Annotated in this window: 14 protein-coding genes; 6 read left to right on the top strand and 8 right to left on the bottom strand. The window is 39.3% G+C overall.

The genetic code is table 11. The annotated features are described in order from the left end of the window. Positions 1 to 46 precede the first annotated feature (46 nt). Positions 47 to 1,993 carry a hypothetical protein gene (locus ACFI4Z_RS03100; protein ID WP_462669272.1) on the bottom strand — a complete coding sequence of 649 codons (1,947 nt, stop codon included), beginning with the start codon at positions 1,991 to 1,993 and terminating at the stop codon, positions 47 to 49. Between the two features lie 191 nt (positions 1,994 to 2,184). Here ACFI4Z_RS03100 and fadR point away from each other — a divergent pair, with 191 nt between their 5' ends. Then, positions 2,185 to 2,898, top strand: coding sequence for a fatty acid metabolism transcriptional regulator FadR (fadR, locus tag ACFI4Z_RS03095; protein ID WP_099294414.1), 714 nt, complete (start codon positions 2,185 to 2,187; stop codon positions 2,896 to 2,898). A gap of 241 nt (positions 2,899 to 3,139) precedes the next feature. Beyond that, a complete protein-coding gene (locus ACFI4Z_RS03090; protein WP_058559809.1) occupies positions 3,140 to 3,745 on the top strand; it encodes a peroxiredoxin in 606 nt (201 codons plus the stop codon). Between the two features lie 62 nt (positions 3,746 to 3,807). Here ACFI4Z_RS03090 and ACFI4Z_RS03085 read toward each other — a convergent pair whose 3' ends face one another. After that, positions 3,808 to 6,402, bottom strand: coding sequence for a TonB-dependent receptor (locus ACFI4Z_RS03085; RefSeq protein WP_462669271.1), 2,595 nt, complete (start codon positions 6,400 to 6,402; stop codon positions 3,808 to 3,810). A gap of 170 nt (positions 6,403 to 6,572) precedes the next feature. Then, the gene (gene smpB / locus ACFI4Z_RS03080; RefSeq protein ID WP_099294418.1) at positions 6,573 to 7,052 is read right to left on the bottom strand and encodes an SsrA-binding protein SmpB; all 480 of its coding nucleotides are present in this window, start codon (positions 7,050 to 7,052) and stop codon (positions 6,573 to 6,575) included. A gap of 144 nt (positions 7,053 to 7,196) precedes the next feature. Between smpB and ACFI4Z_RS03075 the strand changes: the two genes are divergently transcribed. Next, a complete protein-coding gene (locus tag ACFI4Z_RS03075; protein WP_099294420.1) occupies positions 7,197 to 7,637 on the top strand; it encodes a type II toxin-antitoxin system RatA family toxin in 441 nt (146 codons plus the stop codon). Next, positions 7,634 to 7,960, top strand: a complete 327-nt coding sequence (locus tag ACFI4Z_RS03070; RefSeq protein ID WP_462669270.1) for an RnfH family protein — start codon at positions 7,634 to 7,636, stop codon at positions 7,958 to 7,960. The genes ACFI4Z_RS03075 and ACFI4Z_RS03070 overlap by 4 nt, the downstream gene beginning before the upstream one ends. Before the next feature lie 41 nt (positions 7,961 to 8,001). Here the strand turns inward: ACFI4Z_RS03070 and ACFI4Z_RS03065 are convergent, their stop codons facing one another. Next, positions 8,002 to 8,361, bottom strand: coding sequence for an outer membrane protein assembly factor BamE (locus tag ACFI4Z_RS03065; RefSeq protein ID WP_462669269.1), 360 nt, complete (start codon positions 8,359 to 8,361; stop codon positions 8,002 to 8,004). Between the two features lie 119 nt (positions 8,362 to 8,480). Between ACFI4Z_RS03065 and ACFI4Z_RS03060 the strand changes: the two genes are divergently transcribed. Further along, positions 8,481 to 8,813 carry a GIY-YIG nuclease family protein gene (locus ACFI4Z_RS03060; protein ID WP_462669268.1) on the top strand — a complete coding sequence of 111 codons (333 nt, stop codon included), beginning with the start codon at positions 8,481 to 8,483 and terminating at the stop codon, positions 8,811 to 8,813. Here the strand turns inward: ACFI4Z_RS03060 and ACFI4Z_RS03055 are convergent. The 4 genes from ACFI4Z_RS03055 to ilvC all read right to left on the bottom strand — a co-directional run bounded on the left by ACFI4Z_RS03055 (position 8,793) and on the right by ilvC (position 14,610). Then, positions 8,793 to 9,692, bottom strand: coding sequence for a M28 family peptidase (locus ACFI4Z_RS03055; RefSeq protein WP_462669267.1), 900 nt, complete (start codon positions 9,690 to 9,692; stop codon positions 8,793 to 8,795). The two genes, ACFI4Z_RS03060 and ACFI4Z_RS03055, sit on opposite strands and share 21 nt — an antisense overlap. Beyond that, positions 9,685 to 10,878 (bottom strand): tetratricopeptide repeat protein, encoded by a 1,194-nt coding sequence (locus tag ACFI4Z_RS03050; protein ID WP_462669266.1) that lies wholly within the window; start codon positions 10,876 to 10,878, stop codon positions 9,685 to 9,687. Before ACFI4Z_RS03050 ends, ACFI4Z_RS03055 begins: the two co-directional genes overlap by 8 nt. A 147-nt stretch (positions 10,879 to 11,025) precedes the next feature. After that, positions 11,026 to 12,939, bottom strand: coding sequence for a methyl-accepting chemotaxis protein (locus tag ACFI4Z_RS03045; RefSeq protein ID WP_462669265.1), 1,914 nt, complete (start codon positions 12,937 to 12,939; stop codon positions 11,026 to 11,028). Between the two features lie 198 nt (positions 12,940 to 13,137). Then, positions 13,138 to 14,610, bottom strand: a complete 1,473-nt coding sequence (ilvC, locus tag ACFI4Z_RS03040) for a ketol-acid reductoisomerase (protein WP_462669264.1) — start codon at positions 14,608 to 14,610, stop codon at positions 13,138 to 13,140. Positions 14,611 to 14,748: 138 nt separating this feature from the next. On the opposite strand from ilvC, the gene ilvY reads away from it, so the two are divergent. Then, positions 14,749 to 15,663 carry an HTH-type transcriptional activator IlvY gene (gene ilvY / locus ACFI4Z_RS03035; protein WP_462669263.1) on the top strand — a complete coding sequence of 305 codons (915 nt, stop codon included), beginning with the start codon at positions 14,749 to 14,751 and terminating at the stop codon, positions 15,661 to 15,663. Positions 15,664 to 15,768: the final 105 nt, after the last annotated feature.

Genomic DNA, 15,768 nt, shown 5'->3' with positions numbered 1-15,768 from the left:
GGGTAAATAGATTGCGGGCATGACGTCATACCCGCAAAAAGCAAGGTTATAAAACTGGCAAGGTTATTTTTCCAGTTATAACTTCTTCACTGCCTTTGACTTTATATTCATAGCCAAGGGTTACTTGATTGTTGCTCGATGCAGTATTGTCATCTAAGCGCTGAGTCTGATAATCAAAACCAGAAGTGTACCAAGAGCCATCGTCAAGTGAAGTATGTAAATGAATATTATATGATTCGCCTAAAACATTTTCATTTAAAGCTGTGGCAACAGTTTTTCGCTGTTGGGTATTAGTATTACCCTCTAAAACGATAGTTCTCTGTTGATAGTCATTAGTTTTAGTTCCTTCTCTGGTATAGCTAATTAATGCTAATTTAAGACTTTCAAGAGACTCGATTGAACTAGGTAAATATACAGCCCCGTTATTAGGTGCATATGCATTTTCAGGTGCGATCCCTGCAGTATTTGATGCAAAAATAAGCTCACCGTTAGTGAAACCGTTATTATTATCAAATTTGATGTCATCGATATTAAATTCACCTGCTTGGCCAACAGTAAAGCTGCTATCGGCTGAAATATCTTTTTTCGTGTTTGTACTTTTTTCGATAACTTTATCTATTTCATAACGGTAATTGCCCATATCTAGTGTATTGGAAGGTAATACTGTTATAAAGTTATCGCTTAATGATAAAGAAGCGGTTAATGGCATGGCAACATCTTCAAGACTAATACTAGTGACGCCAGGCTCAACAAAATCAGTGTCACTGTCATTACCACGGATCACTTTTAGATGATTTACTTTTGTTAGTGAAATTTCACTTTCAATTAGCTCAACAGGTGTATCTAAAAATACGTAAAATCCTTGTGTTGTTAAATCTATATCTTGGCTCACAACATCAATTTGAGGACTTTGATAGCCTTTTTGAGGTTGAGTTACAATTGATATAGCTCCATTTTTAATCTGATGAAAACCATTAACCGAACTATTGTAACTACCTTGAATATTTGCACCACCGTCTGAAGCCTTTACAGTAATCTTGCTACTTTGAAACAAGGTTCCTTGTGAATCATAGTAGCTAGGCAGCATCAAATTAAGTGTTGAAGTGCCTTTATATTCAAATACGTACTCATTCGTTGTGCTATCAAAATCTGCTGCAGATGTTTTTGAAAGTTGTGTGTATGCGACAATATCTAAATCATTGATTGTGTTACCAAGAGTATCAATCACAGAAAGGCGAACAGAAAACTCTGCGCTTTGGGCTGTTTTTGACACATAAACACTGCTGTTATTATCTAAATCTAGGGTATAAATTGTATTATTTTGATTAGGTTGACGAGTCAGTACATAGTCATCAATAGCATCGTTATCAATATCTAAGTCTACTAAAAGCTGTCTGTTTAAGCCTACCGCGCGCGCAATTGAATAGGTGCCTGTTTGCTCATTAAATGTAGAACTAACATAATGTTCATTACGCTGTTGCCAATTTGATATGTCTTCAAGTCCTTTGGAAGTTGAATACGTAAAATCTAAGTCTGTAACGGGGGCGTTGGTGCCATTTTGTAGCACTTCAAATTCAATAATTTCTTGGTTTGTTACCTCTAAAGCACCTAACTGGCTAATGCCCGTACCTGTATTGCCGTAAAAAGCGCGTTCTTGAAAAGAGTCATCAATGCTTGATACTAATAGAGCGAAATCTGACTCAAGCGCTAAATTGCTTAATTCAAAAATGCCATCGGTAGCAGCTTTAGGTTCACTCCAAGTATTACCTATTTTGATAGAGACTAAGGCGTTATTAACTTTATCATTGCTGATTAAGTGTTCAATTGTTCCTGTTAATGTAGCTGTTTGGGTTGCTTCTACTTCTACTGTTGGTGTGTTTTTTTTTTCTATAGCAGAAATAAGGTCGTCATTATTATTGTCTTCTACTTCAAGGCAGCCAGAGACTAGAAAACTAGCAGAAATTGCAAGTGCGATCGATGTGTGTTTAAACATATAAACTCCGTTTATTATTTTATTTTTCCCAATTCGGGGCGTTGAGTTTACATTCCTCTTAGCACTATTACATCCATAATTTAAAAAAACAGCGCGGGGGAATTACTTTGCTTGTTAGTTTTTAATCATCTGGTACAATCAGTCAGTTAATCTTGAAAGTGAAGTAATGTGATAACTCGAGTGGGAATTGAATGAGAATTTTTAAAGCAAAAAGCCCAGCTGGCTTTGCAGAAGAGTACATTGTTGAATCAATTTGGAATGGCGATTTTCCGCCTGGTTCTATTCTTCCTGCTGAACGCGAATTATCAGAATTAATCGGTGTGACGCGTACGACCTTACGTGAAGTTCTTCAACGCCTAGCCCGTGACGGATGGCTGACAATACAGCACGGTAAACCTACTCGTGTAAATAACTTTTGGGAAACCTCTGGTTTAAATATTCTCGAAACACTTGCGCGTCTAGATGAAGATAAGATGCCAGAGCTTACAGATCAACTGCTTTCGGCACGCACTAATATTAGCGCAATTTATACGCGTGCTGCTATTAAGTTAGCCCCAGAGCGTGTTATAGAGATTCTTTCACAAAGCGATGAACTTGAAGACAGTGCACAAGCGTTTGCTGATTACGATTATAAAGTCCATCACGAACTAGCTGTTGCGGGCAATAATCGTATATACGTACTTATTCTAAATGGGTTTAGGGGTTTTTACTCTAAGATAGGCTGTCATTATTTTTCAGATCCTGGTACCCGCCAATTAGCTCGCCAATTCTATAAAGATCTCACTAAGTTAGCACAAGAAGGTGAGCATGATGGTGCAATCTTTATGATGCGTAAATATGGTCATCAAACGGGTGAAATTTGGCAAAAAATCCGTGGTGATATGCCTGAAGATATCATGGACTAGAGACTTTCTCCTTATTAAAAACCTGCTTTGCAGGTTTTTTTATGCCAATAAATATAAAATTATTGCCTTCTATAAATTCGATTGCATAAATCGAAAAATACGATTATCTATTTGAACTCATTATCTCTAAACTATTTTGATAATTATGCATCCTAGCCCTTGGTATTTATCTTTTAGATCCCATATCAAAGCAAGCGTTGCGTAAGCAATTAGAAATAAACTCAAATATTTGGAGAATAAAATGGGTGTATTAGTAGGCCGCCAGGCACCAGACTTTACCGCTGCAGCAGTACTAGGTAACGGCGAGATCGTAGATAGCTACAATCTTCACGAAACAATCAAAGGTAAAAAAGCAGTTATCTTCTTTTACCCACTAGATTTCACTTTCGTATGTCCTTCTGAACTAATTGCTTTTGACAAGCGTTATGAAGAGTTCCAAAAGCGTGGCGTAGAAGTAATTGGTGTTTCAATCGATTCACAATTCTCGCACAACGCATGGCGTAAAACTGCTGTTGCAGACGGCGGCATCGGTGAAGTTAAATATGCACTAGTTGCAGACGTTAAGCATGAGATCTGTAAAGCATATGACGTTGAGCATCCAGAAGCTGGCGTTGCATTTCGTGGTTCATTCCTAATTGACGAAGAAGGTAACGTACGTCACCAAGTAGTTAACGATTTACCGCTTGGCCGTAACATCGATGAAATGTTACGTATGGTTGATGCATTAGCATTCCACAGCGAGCATGGTGAAGTATGTCCTGCTGGTTGGACTGAAGGTAAAAAAGGTATGGATGCGAGCCCTGCAGGCGTTGCAAAATTCCTTTCTGAAAACGAAGGCGACCTATAATTTAGGCCTTTGTTGTAAGAATTAAAAAACCCGCCAGATGGCGGGTTTTTTGTTTGTTAATGCTAGAAAGAGAATGACACTTTCGTGTAAATATAGCGTCCACGCGGGTTATGAACCCCAGATGCGTAGCCATACAAATCGCTGTCACCATCACCAATTGCAAAAGGTGGCTCTTCATCAAATAAATTATTGATACCAAAAGAGACCTTTGTTGATTCTGTTATACGATAGGCTGTTTGTAAATCGACTAAGACTTGAGAGTCAACCATTCTTGATGTGTTGCTATCAAAATCTAACGTACCATCAAAATCAATATCAGGCGTGTCTTCAAACTCGCCAACATAGCTGATGTTAACATTGGTATTGAATTCACCCATTTCCCAGTTTGTAGAAAAGATCCAGCGATGCTCAGGGTAACCATATTCCCCTGTGTAATCTCGACCGTCTTTTTCAAATTTATCTTGATACGCCCACTCTAAGTTGAATTTAAGTAAACCTAAATCATCTAAAGAGTGGTTATAGTTTGCTGAGAAGTCGATACCAGATACTTCTTGCGATGATACATTCTCAAAAGTACTGTGGATCTTTTGAATAACACCTAGTCGTTGCCCAGCTTGTGGTGATAGGCGAACACAGATAGAACTGTTTTGATTATCACACTCTGCGTCGTAGATAGGACCAAAGGCCTGCTCATCAATTTTGTTGTCTTGCGTGATGCTCCATACATCAATACTTAATCCAATTTCGGCTGTCGGTGCCCAAATAAAACCGACATTCCATGATTCAGACTCCTCAGCTTGTAAATCAGGGTTACCAGCAAACTGAATATTATAATCTAGGACGCCACAGTCTTCTCCAGAATCCGCGCATCGGTACGTATCAACAAAGAACTGGCTTTCTTCTGATGGCCCCAACCCAATTTGGGCTAGTGATGGAGCTCTAAATCCTTGGGCCCATGAACCACGTACTGTGATTTCGTCAGTAGGTGCCCAGCGTAATGCCACTTTAGGATTAGTGGTGGTGCCAAAGTCACTGTAATCATCAAAACGACCAGCAAGTTGAAGTTCTAAGCTATCTGCAAGCGGAATAGAAAATTCAACATAGGCGGCATATTGTTCACGATCAGCCGCTGCTGAGACTGACTCTGTGCCAAAAATAAGCCCGCGTTGGAATTGGTCATCCGGGATATCGCTGACATCTTCCTCTCGGTATTCAATACCGGCAGCCATCATTACAACGCTGTCGCCAAAATCAAAAGCTTCGCCAGTAATGTTCGCATCAAATGAAGTCATGTGAGACTCGCCACGACGAACTAAGCTTGTCGTAATACGGTCTACAACAGCTGGGTCATTATAGGTGCCACCAAATGGATTATAATTACCAGCGTCAATTTCTTGTTGTAAGAAGTCGGTTCTTACCCAACCTTGTGAGCGGTTGCCTGTTTGAAGTGATTTACTACGTCCTTTTTGAACCGCAGCTTCCCAACCCCAGTCGTTTATGTCGCCTTTAAGGCCAGCTACAAAGCGAAGAGTATCAGACTCAATACCCCATTGTCTTGGCCCTGCATCTACTGTTCTGTAACGCCCTATTTTAATATCTTGTCCAAATGGGTTATTAGGGTGACTGCCAGGGACAGTCAGCCCTGCATCTTCATCAAGTGGTGTTGGGGCGCCAGCAGCAATTGAGCTATTATGTTGAACGGCCATTTCCATGAAAGCTGTGATGCCATTGTCAAAATTGTATTCAAATTGAGAAATTGCTCCAACACGTTCCGATGCAGGGGCGATATAGCCAAATGGACCATAGTCAAAAAGACAGCTTCCAGATGATGTTGCGTTTTCAGCGGGGCAGTCAGGGTCAATGGTTTTTACATCGTCGACATAAAAATACCCGGGAAAGCCACGTGATGAACGAAAGTCTTGTCCGCCGTAGGCACTTTGATTTGCAGTGCCTAAGCGACCCATTTCATTTGATGACAATGATGTGTTTTTAAAATAGTCAACAATCACCGAGGCGCTACTTTTGTCATTAGAGGTACCCCACACTAAGCTGGCAGAGGTTTCTTCATAATTAGGGCCATCAGTGCCACCGTAGCCTAAATTAACTTCCAGGCCATCAATGTCTTTTTTGAGAATAACATTTACAACACCTGCAACAGCGTCTGAGCCATAAATAGCAGAGGCGCCATCTTTTAATATGTCGATTCGTTCAATAGCTGAAACAGGTATACTGTTAATATCAACGAATGAGTTTGTAATACTTTCAGCAAATGCACTGATCGCGACTCGGCGGCCATTAATCAGAACGAGTGTTGCATCTGCACCCAATCCTCTTAAGCTAACTGCTGCTGCACCATTGGCGGTTGAGTCTTGGTTGTTTCCGCGGGTTGAAAATGTGCCGTTGCCTGCAACGGGCATTCTTTCAAGCAGTTGTTGCAGGTTATCGTAACCCATATTATCTATATCAGCGCGACTAATTGATTGCACTGGAGAGGGGCCTTCAATATCGGTGCGTTTTATTCGAGAACCCGTTACTTCTATACGTTCTACTTTTTTTGCTTCTTCAGCGGCTGAGGTATTAGCTGTATAGCCACTTGCGGCAAGTGCTAGCGTCATGCTTGCTAAAACTGAGGGTGTAAATGGGAGTGATTGCTTCATCCTTAAGTCCTTGTTGTCATAATAATATTTTAGGCTTTGAGCCTGTAATAGGAATATCATGTAACAAGGGTGTTATAAAATAAGACTAAAGTTTAATAAGGTGTTAGCTTTACATAACAAGGGAAATAATATAAGCAAAAAAACGCCTAATAGAGTTAGGCGTTTATTGGTTAGACTTTGTGCTTCATTAGCCGTTCTTTTTCACGGGACCAGTCTTTATTTTTGCCGTCCTCGCGTTTGTCATGCATTTTTTTACCTTTGCCTAACTGAAATTCAAGTTTCACCCAGCATTTTTTCCAATACATAGCTGTGGCAATTAATGAATATCCATCGCGCTCGGTTGCACCGACTAAACGGTCTAACTCACGCCTGCTTAAAAGCAGTTTCCGATAACGTAGAGGATCACAAATAACATGGGTAGAAGCACTGTTAAGGGGCTGTATTTGACTGCCCAGCAAAAAAGCTTCGCCATTTTTAAGATGAATATAAGTTTCAGAAATATTTACTTTACCTGCTCGGATACTTTTAACTTCCCAGCCTTGTAGTTCAATACCTGCTTCAAACTTGTCGTGTAAAAAATACTCATGGCGCGCTTTTTTATTTAACGCGATGGTATTGTTTGTCGATTTAGATGATTTTTTCTTAGCCATAGTGGCCCATATTATACGTAAAGCTCTGCTTTTTACATCGATTTTTTATATTTACTTATAAAAGCTGATGTAAATAAAGCGCTAGTAATGTTTGGGGAAAAACGCAAAGCTTGCTAAAATTCGCCAACACAGTTGGGAGTGAGTATGCCACAAATAGAAAAAAGTGCGCTAGTTATGTATAGCAGTAAAGAGATGTTTAATTTAGTGAATGATGTAGATGCATACCCTAAATTTTTACCGCATTGTTCTGATGCAAAAATAATAACTCAGCAATCAAATACGATGACGGCAAGTTTAGAAATCTCTAAAGCAGGCATCAAGAAATGGTTTACAACAGAGAATACATTTGTTGATGAGCATACGGTGATGCTGCGTTTAGTGGATGGTCCTTTTAAAGCGTTAAAAGGTCAATGGCACTTTAGGACACTTGATGAAAGTGCATGTAAGGTAGAGTTACGCCTTGAGTTTGAATTTGCGAGTAAACTTATTGAACTGGCTTTTGGGAAAATTTTTAATGATGTTGCAAAAAATATGGTTAACGCATTTACCCAAAGAGCGAAAGATGTGTATGGCCCGCGATTATGATTAGTGTTGAAGTTGTGTTTGCTTTGCCTACGACGGCAACATCTTTAACTGTAGAAGTTCCACAAGGGACTACCGCAGAAGAGGCTGTCATTAAATCAGGTATCTTAGAAAAGTGCCCTGAGATAGATGCTACTTCTTTAACTTTGGGAGTTTGGAATCGAACATGCAAATTAACGCAAATGCTTGCGCAAGGTGATAGAGTTGAAATTTATCGTCCCTTGATTGCAGATCCAAAAGATGCAAGACGCAAGCGAGCTGAAAAAGCAAAAGAAGAAGGCCGCGCGAATAAAGTTACTGGTGGACGAGCATTAGACAAGTCATAAATGAAAAAAGGTTAGCAAGTGCTAACCTTTTGTAATTGTGATTACTGCTCAAGTGGCGTATTAAATTCTTCCGGCTGCTCGTAATCACCAGTTAATGAAACCAATTTTTCATTCTCAAAGTTAATAGTAAGCGATTTACGTTGCTCGTTTTTACGACCTAAGTTAAAAGAATATACGTAGTGCCACGTATTTTTATCGAATGCATCTTCTGCGACGGGTTTACCCAAAACATAAAGAACCTGCTCTCGTGTCATATTAATACGTAATTTATCAACATCTGATTGTTCTAAAAAGTTACCTTGTGGAATATTTATACGGTAAACCCAGCTAGAACATCCAGCAATACTAGTAAGCGTAACTGCAACTATAAACCAAAGAGAAAAAGTTTTTAACGACTGCATTGTTTGTTTGGATCCTTATTTTTTATAAACTGCATGATACCGATTAGTCACTTAAGGTAAAACCTTTTTGCACAATTGTTTGGCACTTAATTTACACTATCGATGTTTGGAGTGATGATTTGACCATAAAGAGCGATAAAAGTTTAGCCTCAGATAAAAATACATCCAAAGAGCCAGAAGCAATTTGGTCTTTGTATATAGTTCAAACCAGGCTTGGACACTGGTATACAGGAATTTCAACTGATGTCGCTAAACGTTTTGCTACGCATCAGGCTGGTAGAGGGGCTAAAAACTTGAAGGGGAAAGGGCCTTTAACGCTTGTTTTTCAGGTTGCTGTTGGTAATAGAAGTGAAGCAACAAAGCTTGAGTACAAAGTAAAGCAATTAACAAAACCCCAAAAGCGAGAGTTTATAAAAACGCAGGAGCTGCCTTTAAAAGTTAGCAGAGTCTAACTTGCGAATAAACTTTTCAATATAGAGAACCGTTTCTAGGTACAGTGTTTGGTCAATACTTGCAAAGTCATCAGACAATTTATGGTGGTGTCTGTCATCACCCATCCCGAAATAGATATAGCCTATACCTGCTTTTGCAAAAGAATAATGATCACTGGCTTTGCGCCAGTCAATGCGATTATTTTTTATTAACCGATTCATATGATAGGTGGAGCTTGTCACTTTTATATTGATACTATTTGTAGCTATTAAGCTTGTTAGGTTTTTTACTACTTGCTTTTGCTGACGGGAAGTAAAAGCGTATAAAGTAGGCTGACGCTTTTTGACGCCCAACATATCAAGGTTAATATTTAATAATGGCAAAGAGGTGTCAAGCGTAGAGACATAAAATTGACTCCCATGTAAGCCATTTTCTTCTGCATCCACTGCGACAAAAACAACATTAAAGTTAGGCGGACGGACTTTTAGTTGCTGTGCAAGATAAAGTAGTGCACTGACACCCGTTGCATTATCGTTTGCACCGGGGAAATACTTTCCACCTTTGCTTCCGAGATGATCGTAATGTGCGGTTACGATCAGTTGCGGTGCGAGCGCATTAGATGTCGTCAATTTGGCAATAACATTATTGCCCATGGATCTTGAGAAAAAACCACTACGGTACTCAAAGGGTTGTAACTGGCTCTTATAGCCAAAGGATTGAAAACGTTTATTTATATATTGTGCTGTATTAAACGCGCCTTGGGAATTTGTTTTTCTTCCATTAAAGGCATCAGAGCTTAGGTGCAATAAATCATCAAACAACTGTTGCTGTGTTATTTGTGTATATGCTGGTGTGCAATAGCATACCGTATAGAGTAACAGTAATGCTTTTTTAATCATTAATTTTGGCCGTCATATTTCTCAATACAGCTAACTTGGACTGATATCGTTGTTTATCGTGTTTAAAATCAGCATGCTTACTTGCTAAGCGAAGCTGCTTATAAGCATGCTTAAAATCACCTAATTGATAGTAAGTTTTCGCTAAGCCAAAATAGCTATCATGGAGTTTTTTATCGAGCTTTTTAGCTTTATGATAATGTTTTATTGCATCGCGATAAGCTTTATTTTTGTAGGCCGTGTTACCTAGAGAAACATGATAGTAAGGGTTACTTTGGCGCTTTTTATCCAGTGAGACCAATATTGCACTCGCTTGTTCATTACGACCTGTTAGCTGATAAAGCAAAGCCAAGTTTCCAAGTGCTGTATGGTTATCTTTGTCGGCCTCTAAGGCATAATTATAGGCAAGCTCTGCGTCTTTAAATTGATCAGTTATTCTAAATAGCACAGCTAAATTACCCCAAGCACTAGAATAGTGGTTATCAGTTTTAGTTGCTGCACCAAAATAACTGTAAGCAAGATCGTATTGCTTATTTAGCATCGCAATTACACCTTTATTGTTATAAAACATGGCGGTAATACGGGCTTTTGAAATATTACTTGTTTGAAACTTTTCGCCTCGAGAGTTGGGGTCAAAATCTATAACTACAGAGTCTAAGCTATTGTAAACATGCTTAATATTACTGCCTTTATTTAAAGGTTGAGATATACGTAAGTTTATGTGGCTTGTTAAAAGGTTATACCCTTTATTTAGTGCCCAGTATTCGGGAATATGTACTTGTTGAAATTGAGTGTCCATTCCTAAATGCTCAGCCATGCTGTATGCCAATATAGATAATGAAAGGCAGTTGGCATTTAGATCTCGATAGGCTTGGCTAGCAACCAGTGTAGCGCCTGATTGATAAGATAATGATGCATCCCCATTTTCAAGTAAAAACCTAAGTAGCTTTCGGGTAGACTGCAAGTTTCGTTTTGTGGGTGGAAATGCACTGTCTAACTGCTGCTTTATATCTTCACTTAATACAAATATTTCAGAGGGGGTCTCGACGGGTAAGGTTTTAAAACTATACATTAAAGCAAATTTTGGCGGAGGAGATAGTTGCGTACTATTTGATGTGGCGTTACAACCGCTTAATAAAATTAGAAATAAAACGATGCCTAAACATGTGTTTGCGTTTGATGTTGTCATTTGACTGCCCCAACTAATCAATTTACACGTTAATTATAGCCTATATTTTAAGCAGGGCATCTCTGATAAAGCTGAAAGTGAAGTAGCGCTGTTAATTCTGAGTCTATTAGAGTTAAAAGCGCACAAGTCATAATTTAGCGATAAGGGTTAATGATTTTCGAAGGTAGCTACTAATTTATCCAAAGCTTGAGCACTGCTGGCAAGATCACTAATTGCTTGCTCAGTGCTCATTTGCTCTTGCATTGCTTTATCGCTTATCTCGCTAATTGATTCAATTGTACGTCCAACGTCTGTAACAACTGTACTTTGTTCTTCAGTTGCTGTTGCAATAAGCGTTGCCATATCATTTATTTCGTTTGCCGTATTGGTAATTGCACTTAATAATTGAACAGAGTTTTGCATGGCTAATACACTCTCTTGAGCCTTATTTTTTGATTGTGTAATATTAGTAACAACTAAGGATGAGGTACCCGTTAACTCTTCAATCATCGTTTGAATTTCAGTGGTTGATTGTGATGTGCGGCTTGCTAGCGCTCTTACTTCATCCGCAACGACAGCGAATCCTCGACCATGCTCGCCTGCACGAGCAGACTCAATTGCAGCATTTAAAGCAAGTAAGTTCGTTTGCTCCGAAATTCCTCGAATAGAATCAACAATAGTCGCAATAGCCGCTGTCTTTTGTGAAAGCTGCTCAACTTGGGTGGTTATATGATCAATATCTCCAGCTAAGGCCGAGATCGTTTCTTGACTCAGACTCACTTGTTGATGGCTCTTGTCGGTATTTGCCTTGCTATCATGTGTTAGCTTTGCAGCCGTTGCTGCGCTGCTTGCGATTTCTTGAACTGTAGCGCCCATTTGATTAATAGCCGCAGCGACAGTAATAGTCTGTTCTTTCTGACTATCAATAGCTTGTGAGTTACGCTGTGCTTGATCAAATACATGCTGAGAGCTTTGGCGTATTTCGTGGCTTTCACTGGCAACTTTTGCAATTGCTGTTTCAATTTTTGTCAGGAATAAGTTAAAGCCGTTGCTTAATTTAGCCAGTTCAGGTTGAGCAGACTCAGGTAAGCGGTAGGCTAAATTAGCATCGCCAGAACCTAAACGAGTGAATAATTCAGCCATTTTTGATAAGGGAGATGACAATGAGCGTGCAAGTAGAAAACTTACTGCGGATGCAATCAATCCAATTAAAACAGCAAAGCTGATTATCTGCCACTGTAAATCACTTATTCCTGAAAAGACCTCATCCTTAGCAACTTGCGCAACAACATATAAATGTGTGCCTTTAATCGGGCTTGCGGCAAGGAAATACGCTTTATCGTCAATGGTGGTTTCTAATAAATTAAAATCATTTGCTTGTAATAACTGGCTTGCGATACCCCGTCCATACAGTGAGTCTAGCTGTGTTTTTGCAACTTTATTCGCGTCTCTATGGAGTTTAACTAAACCAGTATCGTCGGCGATAAATACAAAACCAGACTGCTCGATTTTAAACCTGTTTAATAAAGCCTGCATTGCAGAAATGCTTTTTGCAAGGCCAGCAAGGCCTACACCATTAGTTTGCTGGTGGTTTACAAACATTTTTACGTCGTTGTCACTTTCTTGAAAAATGCTAATTGAAAAAGGCTGCTCACTTTGTTTGAAACCGAAAAACCAAGCATCTTGCTGAGTATTTAACACTCTTAAAAAACCATCTTGATTCCAGTATTGAGCACTTTCTCTGTTAGCCCAAGATGCCGTAGCAAGATTATATTGGCGTTTAACGCGGTTTAACTCGTTGATTAAAATCGTGTCATTTTTATTGTTTTTAGCTGCCCAATCTAAAATAAACGCATTACTAGATAATTGTTGTGCAGCACTTTTGAGTTGGTTTATCTCTAAACTAATGTAGTTATTTATAGCTTGGATTTTACTGGGTAGCTCAGACTCAATCATACGCTGTTCTATAATCTTTTTTGCACTGAATAAAGATGTGATGCCTATTAATGCAGATACCATTAATGCGATACAGATACCTAACAGTGTTATTTTTTGCGTGATTGGAGTGCGTTGTAGGAACATAATTTGTTTGTTAATTTACTGCGTTGACGTTCAGTTTAGCACAATAATAAGCCACTGCGATATGACATGTGTAGAAATTGGGGAAGTTACATCGTTGCTTTTAGAGGATGCTATTTGCGGTTTTAGTTATGAAAAAGCCCACAGCGAATGCTAGTGGGCTTGGTTTCTAACAAGCGAAACTTCTTTTATTGTCCAGGGTTAAACAATTTTTTTCATTGCTGACATATAGCCACGCAATTTGGCGCCTACAATTTCAACAGGGTGCTCACGTAGTGTTTTATTTATTTCGATTAATGTTTTGTTATCAACGTAGTTATTTTGTTCAGCTAAACCTTTACCTATTACATCTGTTGAGATGTCTTTCATAAAGTCTTTTAATAGTGGTAAACAAGCGTGATTATATAAATAACACCCGTATTCTGCAGTGTCAGAGATTGTTCTATTCATTTCATAAAGTTTTTTACGAGCAATCGTATTAGCAATAAGTGGTGTTTCATGTAGTGACTCATAATACGCCGACTCTTCAATGATACCTGCAGCTGTCATCGTTTCAAAAGCAAGCTCTACGCCTGCTTTAACCATAGCAACCATTAAAATGCCATTATCAAAAAACGCTTGCTCTGAAATTTCGACATCACTCGCAGGTGTTTTTTCAAAGTTAGTCTCAGCTGTTTCTGCACGCCACTTTAATAGGTTAGCATCATCATTTGCCCAATCTTCCATCATAACGCGAGAGAACGTACCATCGATGATGTCATCTTGGTGCTTATTATAAAGCGGGCGCATAATCACTTTAAGTTGCTCGCTTAATTCAAACGCTTTTACTTTTGCTGGGTTTGATAAGCGGTCCAGCATATTAGTAACACCACCGTACTTAAGTGCTTCAGTGATTACTTCCCAACCGTATTGAATTAACTTAGAGGCGTAGCCTGGTTCAATATCGTTTTCGACCATTTTGTCGAAACATAAAATTGAACCTGTTTGTAACATACCGCAAAGGATAGTTTGCTCGCCCATCAGGTCAGATTTTACTTCAGCAATGAATGATGACTTCAGCACACCAGCTCTGTGACCACCGGTACCTGCTGCATAGGCTTTTGCTTGTGCTAAACCCTTGCCTTGAGGGTCGTTTTCTGGGTGAACGGCGATAAGTGTCGGAACACCAAATCCACGTTTGTACTCTTCACGAACTTCAGAGCCAGGGCACTTCGGGGCAACCATGATGACGGTGATGTCGTCACGCACTTGCATACCTTCTTCAACAATGTTGAAACCATGCGAGTATGCAAGCGTAGAGCCTTGTTTCATCATTGGCATAATTGTACTGACAACTGCCGTGTGCTGCTTATCTGGTGTTAAATTAAGTACTACATCAGCGCTAGGAATTAATTCCTCATAAGTACCTACTGTAAAGCCATTTTCAGATGCGTTTAAAAATGACTGGCGGCGCTCACTGATTGCTGAGTCTCGTAATGTATAAGAAACATCCAGCCCTGAGTCACGTAGATTAAGACCTTGATTCAAGCCTTGTGCGCCACAACCAACAATAACGAGCTTTTTACCTTTTAGCGCTTCGACTCCATCAGCAAATTCAGCTGGGTCCATAAATTCGCATTGTGCTAATTGAGCTAACTGCTCACGTAAAGGAAGTGTATTAAAATAATTCGCCATTGTTAGTATCCTATTCATATAAATGCTGTTAGATGCAAGTTACTTACTTGCTTAGTGTTACCCTATGCGAATAATGTACTTGCGTAAAATGATATATTTGAATTAAAGTGTTTCATAAAATGAAATGTAGGAGTGGGCGTGGATCATAAGCGATTAAGTTACTTTTTGGTGTTAGCAAAAACGTTGCATTTTGCCCGTGCGAGCGAGCTGTGTCACATAAGTGCACCAACTTTGAGCCGAAATATAATGCAATTGGAAGATGAAGTTGGCGTTGCATTATTTAGCCGAGATAACCGAAGTGTAAAATTAACACGTGAAGGTGAGTCGTTTATTGATTATGCAAATGCTACGCTTACTAATTGGCATCGTTTTCGTGCAAATGTTCAAGACCCTGAGCAGACGATATACGGGAAGGTCGGGATATATTGCTCAGTCACCGCTTCATACAGTTTTTTACATCAAATGTTGGAACAATTAAGATTAGAGCATCAATATATTGAGTTAAAGTTAAATACTGGTGACCCTGCGCTGGCGATCAATAGGGTGCTTGACTCTCATGAAGATATGGCAATAGCCGCTAAGCCTGACAAACTACCGAATCAGATTGCATTTGCAAGTATTGGGTATTCATCTTTGGTGTTCATTGCACCTCGAAATCCTACGTTAATTAGAGAAAAGCTAGCAACTAAAGCAGAATCCATCGATTGGTCTGAATTAGAGTTTATCGTACCTGAACAAGGGTTAACTCGGCAAAGGCTTGAACAGTGGTGGCGTAAGCATAATATTAACGCAAAAATATATGCGCAGGTTGCTGGTCATGAAGCTATGGTATCAATGGTTAGCTTAGGGTTAGGTATTGCAATGGTGCCTAAAATCGTGCTGGATAATAGTCCTCTTAAAGATCGCGTTCATATCATAAGTGACCAACACGATGCTCCCGCCGGTTTTGAAATAGGGTTAGCTGTGCTCAAGAAAAACCTTTGCGATCCTGCTTTGAATGCGCTTTGGAAAATTGCGCAATCTTTAAAAGAAATTAATAGCCTGGCTAATTAGTAAAATGTTAGAGGTGAATGTATCAAAAGTGTGAATGATTGTAATCAACTGGGGATAAGTTTTTAATAGCTTGCTATTATACTCGCACAAACAGCATAAAAACGT

This window comes from Pseudoalteromonas sp. RWi3 (assembly GCF_054960735.1).
This window is presented reverse-complemented; position numbering and strand designations above follow the sequence as displayed.

What these genes read in the sequence shown, in the direction of transcription:
- ACFI4Z_RS03065 (WP_462669269.1), bottom strand. Translation starts at nt 8,361, where the DNA reads ATGCAGTCGTTAAAAACTTTTTCTCTTTGGTTTATAGTTGCAGTTACG.
- ACFI4Z_RS03075 (WP_099294420.1), top strand. Translation starts at nt 7,197, where the DNA reads ATGCCACAAATAGAAAAAAGTGCGCTAGTTATGTATAGCAGTAAAGAG.
- smpB (WP_099294418.1), bottom strand. Translation starts at nt 7,052, where the DNA reads ATGGCTAAGAAAAAATCATCTAAATCGACAAACAATACCATCGCGTTA.
- ilvC (WP_462669264.1), bottom strand. Translation starts at nt 14,610, where the DNA reads ATGGCGAATTATTTTAATACACTTCCTTTACGTGAGCAGTTAGCTCAA.
- ACFI4Z_RS03050 (WP_462669266.1), bottom strand. Translation starts at nt 10,878, where the DNA reads ATGACAACATCAAACGCAAACACATGTTTAGGCATCGTTTTATTTCTA.
- fadR (WP_099294414.1), top strand. Translation starts at nt 2,185, where the DNA reads ATGAGAATTTTTAAAGCAAAAAGCCCAGCTGGCTTTGCAGAAGAGTAC.
- ACFI4Z_RS03055 (WP_462669267.1), bottom strand. Translation starts at nt 9,692, where the DNA reads ATGATTAAAAAAGCATTACTGTTACTCTATACGGTATGCTATTGCACA.
- ACFI4Z_RS03090 (WP_058559809.1), top strand. Translation starts at nt 3,140, where the DNA reads ATGGGTGTATTAGTAGGCCGCCAGGCACCAGACTTTACCGCTGCAGCA.
- ACFI4Z_RS03100 (WP_462669272.1), bottom strand. Translation starts at nt 1,993, where the DNA reads ATGTTTAAACACACATCGATCGCACTTGCAATTTCTGCTAGTTTTCTA.
- ACFI4Z_RS03045 (WP_462669265.1), bottom strand. Translation starts at nt 12,939, where the DNA reads ATGTTCCTACAACGCACTCCAATCACGCAAAAAATAACACTGTTAGGT.
- ACFI4Z_RS03070 (WP_462669270.1), top strand. Translation starts at nt 7,634, where the DNA reads ATGATTAGTGTTGAAGTTGTGTTTGCTTTGCCTACGACGGCAACATCT.
- ACFI4Z_RS03085 (WP_462669271.1), bottom strand. Translation starts at nt 6,402, where the DNA reads ATGAAGCAATCACTCCCATTTACACCCTCAGTTTTAGCAAGCATGACG.